Raw genomic sequence first — 12070 nt, forward strand, 5'->3', positions numbered from 1 at the left:
CCGACGGACACTCACTGGTCAAGGATCTCTTCGAGCTCGCCGGCACGGAACCAGAAGGCTGGAACCATGACTGAGCAGGAGACCTACCGCGACTGGCGCTCGCTCGAACTTGCTATCAAAGAAGCGGCGAAGAAGACAGCCAAGGCGGCCGGACCAAGTGTGAGCGCCGCGAGGATCGACGCGCAGATCCGCCAGGCCCGCTTCGACCGCTTCCTTTCCCGCGTCTTCGCAGCTGGCGAGCACTCAGAGTGGCTACTCAAAGGCGGGATGAGCATGCTCGCCCGTGTACCGCGCTCGCGCACGACCAAGGACATGGATCTGGCCGCACAGCACGCCGCGGACCTCGATTCGGCCGGTCAAGCGCTGACCAAGCTAGTCGACACCGATCTCGGCGACCACCTCACCTTCCGACTCATCGGTTCTGCCCCTACCGGCCTCGGCGACAACCAGCCCGGCGTCGCCACCCGCCGCTTCACGTTTGCATGCTTCGACGCCGACCACGACACCCAGATCGACACCATGACCGTCGACGTCGTGGTCGGCCCACCACCGGTCGGTCGACCCGAGATCGTCGACCCGGCCAACCGACTCCACCTGCGAAAACCACTCATCACCCACCCCTACCGCCTCTACCCCGTCGTCGACCAGATCGCTGACAAGGTCTGCGCGACCATGGACACCAACTACCCCGGCAGCAAACGCAGCAGCCGCGTCAAGGACCTTGTCGACCTCGTCGTACTTGCCCACACCCAGACCGTCGAACTGGCAGAGTTGAGGTCCGCGATCGAGGCCAAGCGCGCAATCAGCGGTATCGACCCGTTCTCCCACTTCGATGCCCCGCCCGACTGGGCGCGTACGTATTCGACGACGGCCAGGGGTGTCCCCCTCGCCTCGGACATGACCGCGGCCACAGCATCCGATCTAGTCGCAACCTTCATCGACCCCGCGCTGGACACCATCTCCGACACGGCGACCTGGAACCCCGACAACCTCACCTGGACCACCGACGCCACTGAATGAGGCAGCGGCCGGCCATCGGCTGACCTATCGTGGCCACGTGGACCTACCCGTGATGCCACCCATCAAGCCGATGCTCGCGAAGCCCGCGAAGGGCGTGCCGACCGACGGCGGCTATGCGTTCGAGCCCAAGTGGGACGGGTTCAGGTGCATCGTGTTCAAGGACGGCGACGAGGTGGAGCTGGCCTCGCGCAACACCAAGCCGCTGACTCGCTACTTCCCCGAGGTGGTCGAGGCGCTGCGTGAGTCGCTGCCGGAGAAGATCGTGCTCGACGGCGAGATCTTCGTGGCGATCGGCGACCGGCTGGAGTTCGAGGTGCTGCAGCAGCGGATCCACCCGGCCGAGTCGCGGATCACCCTGCTGGCGGAGGAGACGCCCGCTGCGTACGCGGCCTTCGATCTGCTCGCGCTGGGCGACAGGTCCTTCCTTGACGAACCGCTGACGGAACGACGGGCGGCGCTGGAGGGCGTCTTCGCGGGTCTCGACAAGCTCGACCACCGGAGGCGAAGCGTGCATCTGTGCACGACGACGACCGACCCCGAGGTCGCCGAGGACTGGTTCACCCGGTTCGAGGGCGCCGGGCTGGACGGGGTGATGGCCAAGCCGCTGGACGCTCCCTACGCCCCCGACAAGCGGACGATGCTGAAGATCAAGCATGCGCGTACGGCTGACGTGGTCGTGGCGGGCTACCGCGAGCACAAGACCTCCACCCCGGAGGCGCCGTTGCTCGGGAGCCTGCTGCTGGGCCTGTACGCACCCGGGGAGGACGGCCGGCCGGAACTGCAGCACATCGGGGTCTCGGCCTCCTTCACCGCCGCACGACGCGCCGAGCTGTGGCAGGAGCTCCAGGAGCTGGTCGTCCCGATCGAGGAGCACCCCTGGGGACGCTGGAGCGAGTGGTTGACCGCCAACCCCGACCGCGTCCCCGGCACCCAGAGCCGCTGGTCGCAGGGGAAGGACCTCACCTTCACCCCGCTGCGTCCGGAGCGGGTCGTCGAGGTCGGCTACGACCACATGGAGGGACGCCGGTTCCGCCACACCGCCCAGTTCAAGCGCTGGCGCCCCGACCGTGACCCGGAGTCTTGCGGATACGACCAGCTCGAGGAACCCGTGGCGTACGACCTGGCGGAAGTGCTCGGAGTGCCCCGCTGAACAGCACAGTCGATTCCCGCTAGGGTCGGAGACATGAGCTACGACGTCGTACTCCTGGTCGAGCAGGCACTCTCTCTCGACGACGCGACCCGGGTCCACTCCCTCCACGAGGGAGTCGAGGACCCGGTCTACCACGTGCTGCTGCCCTTGGAGGACGCCGCCGCTCGGATCGAGTCGGCGATGGGCACGCTCAGCGCAGCCGAATACCTCGGCTCGGCCATGATCATGAACGAGATCGACCTCGACGCGGTGCGCGAGGAGGCCAGGGAAGGTGCCGAGAAGGCCCTCGCCCAGACTCTCCAGGTCCTGAAGAGCTCCGGAGCCTCCGCCCACGGAGAGCTCGTCCAGGACCCGGTCAAGGCGCTGCGCGCGAAGGTCGCAGCGGTCGATGGCCGCGAGGCGATCATCATGACCCGCCCGCACGTGGTCGCCGAGTTCTTCCACGTCGACTGGACCCATCAGGCCCGCCGCCACCTCGAGGTCCCGGTGCTGCACCTGATCGAGCACGAGAACTTCGATGAGCAGGCCGGCGAAGGTGAAGGAATCACCGGCATGTGAGGCGTGTCGTCGTCACTACCGCTGAATCCGCGGAAGTGACGGTGAACACACCAACGGTTACCGCTCTGTTACCGGCTTCACATGGCAGTTGTGGCCCGCGTTCCCCTAAGATCTTGAGGTCCGCTGTTCTGGGGGGATCCAGCGGACAAGAGGTGCCTGCTCGTGCGATCGGGGGATCCGCGCTGAGCAGGCACTTCTGTCATTTGTCGTCGATCCGGTTGCCGTCCTCGTCCCAGTGGGAGGCGACCTTCTTGCTCGGCTGCACGCGCGGCGGCTCGCCGGGCATCTTCGGGTAGTCGGGCGGGTAGTTCAGCTCGCCTCCGGGCAGCTTCTCCCAGAGCTCGAGCAGGGGTCCGAGGTCGTACGCCTCGTCGTCGATCTCCGCCCAACGGTCGCCGTCGGCGAGGAGGTCGGGGACGGTGAAGAGGTTGAGCTCGCGCGGGTCCTTCAGGTCGGCGAGCTCGTCCCAGGTGAGCGGCGTGGAGACCGGGGCGCCGGGCTTGGGACGCAGCGAGTAGGCCGAAGCGATGGTTCGATCCCGGTTGTTCTGGTTGAAGTCGACGAAGATGCGCTCCCCGCGCTCCTCCTTCCACCACGCGGTGGTCACTCCCCCGTCACGACGCTCCAGCTCGCGGCCGAAGCCGATCGCGGCGTGGCGCAGCTCCTCGAAGGTCCACTCCGGCCGGATGCGGACATAGATGTGTACGCCGCGGTTGCCGCTGGTCTTCGCGAAACCACGCAGGCCGAGCTCTTCCAGGGTCTCGCGGGCGATCGCGGCGACGCGCTTGGCGTCGCCGAAGTCGGTGCCGGGCTGGGGGTCGAGGTCGATGCGCAGCTCGTCGGGGTGGTCGACGTCCTCCCGGCGCACCGGCCAGGGATGGAAGGTGAGGGTGCCCATCTGAGCGCACCAGACCGGGATCGCGGGCTCGGTCGGGCAGACCTCTCGCGCCTTGCGTCCGCTCGGGAAGGTGATCTCGACCTCCTCGAGGTAGTCGGGGGCACCCTTGGGCGTGCGCTTCTGGTAGAAGCCGTCGCCCTCTTTGTCGGTGGGTCCGGTGGCCAGCTTCATGCCTTCGCGCCAGCCGTCGGGCCAGCGCTCCAGTGCGGTGGGGCGCTCGCGCAGCGCCCGCATGAGCGGGTCGCCGACGGACGCGAAGAACTCCGCGACCATCAGCTTGGTGACCTCGGGGGTGTGATCGGTCGCCTCGTAGATCACTCGGTCAGGGCTGGAGATCCGCACCTCGCGCTCGCCTACCTGCACATGTGCCGCCGGTGTCTTCGCCATGGCGCCAACCTAGCCCGCTCCAAGCCCCTCCCCCAGCGAAATCGTTCGGACGACATCCGCAACTCACTGGCCAGTACGCCTTGAGACCGGCATGATCCGCTCCAACGTACGGCGACCGCCACGATCTCGGAGGACCCCCACATGTCGACTCGAACCACGGCACTGACCGCCGCCACGGCGGCCTTGGCCGCCGCCATCACCCTCGGCCTCACCGGCGCTCCCTCGACCGCGAGCACCAACCCCACCTGCGGGACCGTCGCCTCGCCCGACACCCGGGTGGAGCACACCCGGCTCACCGACCCGACGGTGACCGACATCCTGGCCCGCTCCGGGTTCGACGACGTTGCCGGCGCGGTGAGGACGGCCGTCTGCGGCGCCGGCAGCAGCAAGGCAGCCACCGCCGCGGCACGGCTCGCCGGCCAGGCGCTGTGGCAGCGCGCGGTCGACCGCGTGCAGGGCCGCGGCGACGCCGGTGGCGACCTGCCGCGCAGCGACGACCGGCCGCTCTACTGGGCCCGGCTCGCGGGCGAGCTTGAGATCGCGCGGGTCGCTCCTGCGTACCGGACCTGGTCCGAGGACGCCCGGGCGAAGGTGCTGGCGGCCTTCGACCGGAGCTCGCGCGGGATCGAGTCGACCGCCTTCGCCCGTGACGAGTCCGGCCGGTCACGGCAGGTGCTGGCCTCCGGCTTCGACCCCTTCACCCTCGATCGCAACATCCGCCAGTCGAACCCCTCCGGGGCGACGGCACTGGCGATGGACGGGCGCGTCGTACAGACAGCGAAGGGTCCCGTCGAGATCCAGACCGTGGTGTTCCCGGTGCTGTGGGAGCCGTTCGCGCAGGGCATCGTCGAGCGCGCCTTCCTGCCCCACCTGATCCCCGGTAAGCGCGACGTGGACACCGCCATCACCATCAGCCAGGGCCGCGCCGGCCGTTTCGACCTGGAGGTCTGGAACGGCGCCCATCGGGGCACCTTCCCCGACAACGACCGGGTCAGCGTCAACGAGACGATCCCGATCCCCGAGGACCTTCCTCATGCCGACCCGCAGCCGCAGTGGACCCGGACCACGCTGCCGGTCGAGGCGATGAAGGCGGCCGTGCCCGGCACCTTCCCCGTGAACATCAACCGGGTCGTCACCGAGATCCCGGCAGGATCGACCGCGCCGGTCACCCGGGAGGACCCGACGCCGGGCTCCACTGCGGTCGCCGGTGGCGGCGGTGACTACCTGTCCAACGAGTCGGCCTACCGCACCACCGCCCTCCGTGACGCGCTCGAGGCCGACACCAAGCAGGGTCACATCCACGTACCCGTCCTCGACGGGGACGCCAGCGGTGAACCGCTGGCCGACATGCGGGCAGACATCGTGGCCCAGACTGTCGATCTCGTGGCGGCTGCGGCGACGAGCTGATCCGGAGATGGCCCGAAGAAATGGCCCGAAGGAACTAGCCCTGTCCCGCACCGTTTTCATGCCCCCGGGCGTACTAGAGGCATGAAAACAGCAAAGGTCAGGCCTATCTCGGGTGCGGCCCTTGTGATCAGCATCGTCAGTGTCCTCGCCCTCGGCGCGTGCGGCGGGTCGGGCGAGTCCGCCGACTCCGGCTCGGTCGAGTCGCTGGCCGACTCATCAGGCGGAAGAGCGGCCGCGCCGGAGATGGCCGCGCAGGACGAGGATGCGGCAGCGCCGGAGCAGGCCGTCGAGAAAGCCTCGATCATCTCCACCGGCTCGGTCTCGCTCCGCGCCAAAGATGTTGCGAAGATCCGTTCGCGGGTCCAGCACATCACCGATCGGTACTCCGGTCAGGTCACCCAACAGGAGACCAGCGACAGCGACGACGACGGTCCGAGCCATGCCCGCATGGTCCTCCGGATCCCGTCGAAGTCGTTCGACGCCGCGATGGCCGACCTCGAGGAGACCGCCACCCTGGTGGACTCCAGCACCACGACCACCGACGTCACCACCGAGGTCGTCGACACCGAGGTGCGGGTGAAAAACGCCCGCACGAGCATCGAGAGGATCCGTACGCTCCTCTCCCGCGCCGACGCGATCGGTGACGTCATCGCGATCGAGTCCGAGCTCGCCCGCCGCGAGGCCGATCTCGACTCCCTGCTCGCCCAGCAGGCGGCCCTCGAGGACCAGACCTCGCTCTCGACGATCACGGTGAGCATCGACCGGGCCGGACCCGGCGGCTCCTCCGGCGACGGCCCCGGCTTCCTGGCCGGCCTGAGCGCCGGCTGGGACGCGCTCGGGGCCTCGGCTCGGGTGCTCGCGGTCGCCTTCGGCGCCATCCTTCCGTGGACGCCGGTCGTCCTGCTCCTCATCGCGCCCGTCTGGCTCCTCCGGCGGCGGAAGGCGGCCGTCGCATCGGCCACGGTTCCGGCCCCAGCGCCGGCCACTGCCACGGGCCCGGCGGAGGAATAACCAGTCGAGATCGGGTTGCTCGACGGCGTACGTTCTGACCATGAGCGCGCTCGAGCACCCCGGTCTCGTCTTTCGCAGCCTCGACCCGTTCGACGGGGACGAGGCCCTGCTGAAGGGATGGTACGAAGCGACTCGACGTGGCTTCCACCAGGCCCGAGGCAACGACGACGGGCTGCAGGTCTGGCGCGATCACATCCGCGCCGACTCGGTGACGCTGCGAGGCGCATGGACGGAGAGCTCGGAGTTCTCCTCCGCCACGATCCCGGTCGCGACCTTCTCGTCCTGGACGTCGCCGGTCAACGTCGGTGGCGGCGCCAGCCTGCCGGCACTGCTGATCAGCGACGTGACCGTCTCCCCCACCCACCGACGCCAGGGGCTGCTGCGCAGGCTGATGACCGTCGCGCTCGCCGACGCGGTCGCGGCGGGGGTGCCGCTGGCGGCGCTGACCGTCTCGGAGGGTTCGATCTACGGTCGTTTCGGGTTCGGCACGGCCACACATCTGCGCCAGGTCGAGGTCGATGTGACCTCGACGTTCCGCTACCGTCCGGAGGTTCCCGACGACGACGGCTCGGTGACGCTGGTCGAGCCTTCCGAGGCGTGGAAGACGGTCGCCAAGATCTACGGCACCTTCCAGGAACGCACCCGCGGATCGGTCACCAGGCCACAGTTCTACGAGCCGATGCTCTCCAGCGCCTACGACTTCGGGGGCGACTCGAAGGGCGAGTCGAAGCAGCGGGCCGTGCTGCACCTGGACGCCTCCGGCGCACCCGACGGCTACGCGATCTACAAGACCGCCGACGAGCGCAACGACTCCGGACTGCGGATGGCGCGGGTCGTCGACCTGGTGGCCCTGACCCCGGCGGCCTACCTGCGGCTGTGGCGCTTCCTCGCCGACATCGACCTCGTGGAGCGGGTCGCGTGGCGCAAAGCGCCGCTCCAGGACCCGCTCTACTGGGCGCTCGCCGAGCCGTTCGCGGTCAAGAGCGCCGAGATCGACGACATGCTGTGGGTGCGGGTGCTCGATGTGCCGGCGGCGCTGCAGGCACGACCCTGGTACGCCGCGGGCGAGGTCGTCCTCGGCGTCGACGACGCGCTCGGACATGCTGCCGGTGCCTGGCGGGTCGCGGTGAGGGACGGGGTCGTCGAGGTCACCCCGACCGACGCCGACCCCACCGTCGAGCTGGCCGCGGACACCCTCGGCGCCCTGTATCTCGGTGGCGTCGACGTCCGCACCTTGGCGGCGGCCGGCCGGATCACCGGCTCGCCCGAGGCGATCGAGACCTGGGCCGCGATGGCCGACGGCGGTCCGCCGCCCTACTGCATCACCGGTTTCTGAGGGCCCCGGCGTACCATTTCAACCATGGGTTACAACGTGGAGAAGTCCGACGAGGAGTGGCGTGCAGAGCTGACGCCTGAGGAGTACGCGGTGCTGCGTGAGGCGGGCACCGAGCGGGCGTTCACGGGTGAATACACCGACACCGAGGCCAAGGGCATCTACTCGTGCAAGGCCTGCAAGGCCAAGCTCTTCGAGTCCGACACCAAGTTCCACTCCGGCTGCGGCTGGCCGTCGTTCTACCAGCCGATCAGCGACACGATCGAATACATCGAGGACAAGTCGCACGGGATGGACCGGGTCGAGGTGCGCTGCGCCAACTGCGGCTCCCATCTCGGCCACGTCTTCCCCGACGGCTACGGCACCCCGACCGGCGACCGGTTCTGCATCAACTCGATCTCGATCAGCCTGGAGCCGGCCGACCAGGCCTGATCGCTCAGCTGACCGGCTCCCGCTCACGCACGGGCGAGTCCACCCGAGTGAGGGCGGGGGCCGGGATGCGCTTGGTCCGGGGACGTCCGTCCTCCTGGGCCAGCGACTCGAAGGAGCGCTTGAGCCCACGCTTGAGCAGCGGGGAGAGCGGCCGCTCGACGAGCCGGTGGATGAGCCAGGCGAGGACGACGGAGGCGCCGACGGCGATGGCCAGGACCGCGTAGCGCGGCAGGTCGTCCTGGAGAAGTCGGATGATCGCGAATCCCCAGTACTGGTGGATGAGGTAGAGCGGGTAGGTCAGCAGGCCGGCCGTCGTGAGCCAGCTGCCGGTGATCCGGGAGACCGGTGTGAGGGTGACCAGGGCGACCAGCACGAAGCACGCCAGGCTGGCCAGCACGCACCAGATCACCGGCGGCTCGAAGGCGGTCCACTCCATCAGCCGTTCCCGGGTGTTGAGCGAGGCCCAGCCCGCACCGAGGGCGACGTTCTGCAGCACCACCAGCCACGCCAGCAGGTTCCGCTTGTCCCGCGCCACCATGTAGATCGCCATCCCGCCGGCGAACATCGGGGCGTACTCGGCGATCAGCAGATCACTGAGCAGCCCGGCGCCGGCGGCCTCGGCCAGCACCGCGGCAGTCGGCCAGATCGCCGCGAAGGCGAGCACGCGGGTCCCGGTCAGCCCGAAGAGCATCAGGATCCCGATGAGGACGTAGAACCGCAACTCGAACCAGAGCGTCCAGTAGACGCCGTCGACCATCGGCACCGAGAACGCCGTCTGCACCATCGTCAGGTTCACGCCCACCTCGGTCAGCTCGACCTGCTTGCCGGTGGGGGCCCATACGAACATCAGCAGGCCTGCGGTGAGCAGTACCGCCGCCCAGTAGCCCGGGAAGAGCCGCGAGATCCGTGAGGTCGTGAACGAGGTGACGTCACGCCCCCAGGCCGACATCAGGATGACGAACCCCGAGATGATGAAGAAGAGGTCGACGCCGAACTGCCCGAAGACCGTGAAGTCGGACAGGTCGGGGAAGAACTCCGAGGAGTTGGTGCCCTCCTGCCACGGGTCATGGGCGCGTGCCGTGAAGTGGTAGAGCACCACGACGATGGCGGCAAAGAGGCGGACGGCGTCAAGGACGGCCATCCGCCCGAGCGACGGCTCGGTGGGGGGCTTCGAGGCAGACACAGCGATCCTGGGGTTGGGGGACCTTCAGATGAGCGTGGAGCGAACCCGGAGCGTACATAGCCCGAACAGGCTATGGGAAACCACCGCGTCGAGCCATCCGGGTAGTTATCACGACAACGTCCTGGCCCGGGCGATACGTTGAGGCTGTGACGGTGCGGATCGCGATGTGGTCAGGGCCCAGGAACCTGTCCACGGCGCTGATGCGCTCGTTCGAGAACAGGCCGGACTGCACGGCCCTCGACGAGCCTCTGTACGCCGCCTACCTCTCGGCGACGGGCATCGACCATCCCGGACGTGATGACGTGCTCGCCTCCCAGCCGACCGACTGGCGGGTCGTGGCCCAGGAGATCACGTCGGGCCCTGTCGACTCGGCGGTGCAGTACCAGAAGCACATGACCCACCACCTGCTCCCGGAGATGGACCACGGCGCCTTCGCCGGGCTCTCGCACGCGTTCCTGGTCCGGGACCCGGAGCGGGTGCTGACCTCGTACGCCAAGGTTCGCGAGGAGCCGACGCTCGAGGACCTCGGGCTGCCGCAGCAGGTGGCGATCTTCGAGGAGTTCGGCGGGCCTGTCGTGGATGCCGCCTCGATCCTGGCCTCGCCTCGCGCGGCGCTCACCGGGCTGTGCGAGGCGCTGGGGATCGGGTTCGACGAGGCGATGCTGTCGTGGCCGGCCGGCCCCCGCAGCTCCGACGGGGTGTGGGCACCGCACTGGTACTCAGGGGTGTGGGCCTCGACCGGTTTCGCGGCCTCCTCCCCCGGCGCCGCCGACCCGCTGCCCTCGCGACTGGCGCCGCTGCTGGAGCGCTGCCGGCCCTACTACGATCGCCTCGCCCCCTATGTCATGACCCCGATATCAAGAAGAGCGACTGATGCTGCAGACCTACGACCCCCGCAACGACGATCTCCAGGTCTGGATCAACGGTGAGCTCAGCCACCGCCTGGATGCGCGGATCTCGCCGTTCGACTCGCTCGCCCAGGGCGGCGACGGCGTCTGGGAGGGCCTCCGGCTCACCCAGGGACGCATCTTCAAGCTCTCCGAGCATCTGCTCCGGCTTCGCCGTTCGGCGCGGGCGATGGCGTTCTCCGACATCCCCTCCGACGAGTTCATGACCCAGGCGATCCGGGAGTGCCTTGCGGCCAACGGGATGCGCGACGACGTCCACATCCGGCTCACCCTCTCCCGCGGGGTGAAGGTCACCTCCGGGATGGATCCCCGGCTCAACCAGTCAGGCCCGACGCTGATCGTGCTGGCGGAGTTCAAGTCCCCGGTCTACGACGACTCGGGGATCACGCTGGTCACCGCGGCCCAGCGCCGCCCGCGCGCCGACATGCTCGACCCGAAGATCCACCACAACAACCTGATCCCCTCGATCCTGGCCAAGGTCGAGGCCAACAACGCGGGCGCCGACGACGCGCTGATGCTCGACGACGCCGGCTTCGTCGCCGAGACCAACGCGACCCATTTCTTCCACGTACGCGACGGGGTGCTGCGCACCTCGACGACCCGCGCCTGCCCTGAGGGGATCACCCGGGCGACCGTGCTGGAGCTCGCTGCCGACCTGGGTCTGCCGGTGGACGTCGGTGACTTCTCGCTCACCGACGCCCACACGGCCGACGAGGCCTTCGTGACCGGCACGATGGGCGGACTCACCCCGGTCGTCTCGCTCGACGGTCGGCCGATCGAGCGCGGGCCGGTGACGCAGCAGCTCTCGAAAGCGTACGCAGACCTGCAGGCGACCTCGGGGACGGTCGTCGCGGGCTGAATGCTGACCGAGGTAACTCGGTGAGCGCGCGCTTCCTTCGTAGAGTTCCACGAAGGAAGCGGCGGCCGACCGAGGTAACTCGGTGAACGGTCAGGCGCCGACAGAGTCGCGCCAGGCGACGAGGTCCTCGAGCGGCTTGAGGTCGTAGTCGGGACCGTTGACGCCGTAGGTGAACAGCCGGGCACCGGCGTCGTAGAGCGGCTTGGCGGCCTCCGCGCTGTCAGCGGCGGTCGAGATCTCGATCTCGTTCACGTCGCGGCCGATCGCCTCGCAGTGGCCGGCGAGCACGCCGCGCTTGCGCTCCAGGGTCTCCACGTCGGAGAAGGAGTGCCAGATGTCGGCGTGCTTCGCGACGTACTTCAGGGTCTTCTTCTCCCCGCCACCACCGATCAGGACGGGGATCTTGCGGGTCGGGGCGGGGTTGAGCTTCTCCCAGCGCGCCTCGATCTGCGGGAGGGCCTCGCCGAGGGCGTCGAGGCGGCCGCCGGCGGTCCCGAACTCGTAGCCGTACTCGGTGTAGTCCCGCTCGAACCAGCCCGAGCCGATACCGAAGACCAGGCGGCCGCCGGAGATGTGGTCGACGGTGCGGGCCATGTCGGCGAGCAGCTCGGGGTTGCGGTAGGAGTTGCAGGTCACCAGACAGCCGATCTCGGCGCGCGAGGTCTGCTCGGCCCACGCCGCGAGCATGGTCCAGGCCTCGAAGTGCTTGCCGTCGGGCTCGCCGTAGAGCGGGTAGAAGTGGTCCCAGTTGAAGATCACGTCGACACCGATCTCCTCGGCGCGGCGCGCGGCGTCGCGGATCTGGTCGTAGTCGGCGTGCTGGGGCTGGATCTGGACTCCGATGCGGATCGTCATGTCCTCAACACTACGGAGCGCCTGGCCTTTGTCCACGCGTCAATCGGTTCTATCGTTCGGCAGGCGGCG

General features: G+C 68.8%; 12 protein-coding genes. 9 read left to right on the forward strand and 3 right to left on the reverse strand.

Annotation, left to right across the window (positions count from 1 at the left end; genetic code table 11):
• Positions 1-66 precede the first annotated feature (66 nt).
• From H5T77_RS15510 to H5T77_RS15520, 3 genes are read left to right on the forward strand one after another with little or no spacing between them, the layout of a single operon-like run.
• Positions 67-1020 carry a nucleotidyl transferase AbiEii/AbiGii toxin family protein gene (locus H5T77_RS15510; protein WP_292650708.1) on the forward strand — a complete coding sequence of 318 codons (954 nt, stop codon included), beginning with the start codon at positions 67-69 and terminating at the stop codon, positions 1018-1020.
• Positions 1021-1057: 37 nt separating this feature from the next.
• Positions 1058-2170, forward strand: coding sequence for an ATP-dependent DNA ligase (locus tag H5T77_RS15515; protein WP_292650710.1), 1113 nt, complete (start codon positions 1058-1060; stop codon positions 2168-2170).
• A 33-nt stretch (positions 2171-2203) separates the two neighbouring features.
• Positions 2204-2728 (forward strand): hypothetical protein, encoded by a 525-nt coding sequence (locus tag H5T77_RS15520; protein WP_292650712.1) that lies wholly within the window; start codon positions 2204-2206, stop codon positions 2726-2728.
• Between the two features lie 199 nt (positions 2729-2927).
• Here the strand turns inward: H5T77_RS15520 and H5T77_RS15525 are convergent, their stop codons facing one another.
• Complete coding sequence (locus tag H5T77_RS15525) at positions 2928-4013, reverse strand: DNA polymerase domain-containing protein (protein ID WP_292650714.1); 1086 nt, start codon at positions 4011-4013, stop codon at positions 2928-2930.
• Positions 4014-4154: 141 nt separating this feature from the next.
• On the opposite strand from H5T77_RS15525, the gene H5T77_RS15530 reads away from it, so the two are divergent.
• From H5T77_RS15530 to msrB, 4 genes are all read left to right on the forward strand, one after another.
• Entirely contained in the window at positions 4155-5420 is a 1266-nt protein-coding gene (locus H5T77_RS15530) for a hypothetical protein (RefSeq protein WP_292650715.1), read from the forward strand.
• Between the two features lie 123 nt (positions 5421-5543).
• Entirely contained in the window at positions 5544-6431 is an 888-nt protein-coding gene (locus H5T77_RS15535; protein WP_292650716.1) for a DUF4349 domain-containing protein, read from the forward strand.
• Positions 6432-6471: 40 nt separating this feature from the next.
• Positions 6472-7767: a GNAT family N-acetyltransferase gene (locus tag H5T77_RS15540; protein ID WP_292650717.1), complete on the forward strand. Its 1296-nt coding sequence runs from the start codon at positions 6472-6474 to the stop codon at positions 7765-7767.
• 24 nt (positions 7768-7791) lie between these two features.
• Positions 7792-8196, forward strand: coding sequence for a peptide-methionine (R)-S-oxide reductase MsrB (msrB, locus tag H5T77_RS15545; RefSeq protein WP_292650718.1), 405 nt, complete (start codon positions 7792-7794; stop codon positions 8194-8196).
• A gap of 4 nt (positions 8197-8200) precedes the next feature.
• Here msrB and H5T77_RS15550 read toward each other — a convergent pair whose 3' ends face one another.
• Positions 8201-9379, reverse strand: coding sequence for an acyltransferase family protein (locus H5T77_RS15550; protein ID WP_292650719.1), 1179 nt, complete (start codon positions 9377-9379; stop codon positions 8201-8203).
• Between the two features lie 146 nt (positions 9380-9525).
• Between H5T77_RS15550 and H5T77_RS15555 the strand changes: the two genes are divergently transcribed.
• Together H5T77_RS15555 and H5T77_RS15560 are read left to right on the forward strand one after the other, a co-directional pair.
• Positions 9526-10308 carry a sulfotransferase-like domain-containing protein gene (locus H5T77_RS15555; protein WP_292650720.1) on the forward strand — a complete coding sequence of 261 codons (783 nt, stop codon included), beginning with the start codon at positions 9526-9528 and terminating at the stop codon, positions 10306-10308.
• On the forward strand, positions 10253-11146 hold the full coding sequence (locus tag H5T77_RS15560) for an aminotransferase class IV (protein ID WP_292650722.1): 894 nt from the start codon (positions 10253-10255) through the stop codon (positions 11144-11146). Before H5T77_RS15555 ends, H5T77_RS15560 begins: the two co-directional genes overlap by 56 nt.
• Before the next feature lie 90 nt (positions 11147-11236).
• Here the strand turns inward: H5T77_RS15560 and H5T77_RS15565 are convergent, their stop codons facing one another.
• A complete protein-coding gene (locus H5T77_RS15565; RefSeq protein ID WP_292650724.1) occupies positions 11237-12001 on the reverse strand; it encodes an LLM class F420-dependent oxidoreductase in 765 nt (254 codons plus the stop codon).
• Positions 12002-12070 lie beyond the last annotated feature (69 nt).

Source organism: Nocardioides sp. (genome assembly GCF_014360585.1).
Lineage (GTDB): Bacteria > Actinomycetota > Actinomycetes > Propionibacteriales > Nocardioidaceae > Nocardioides.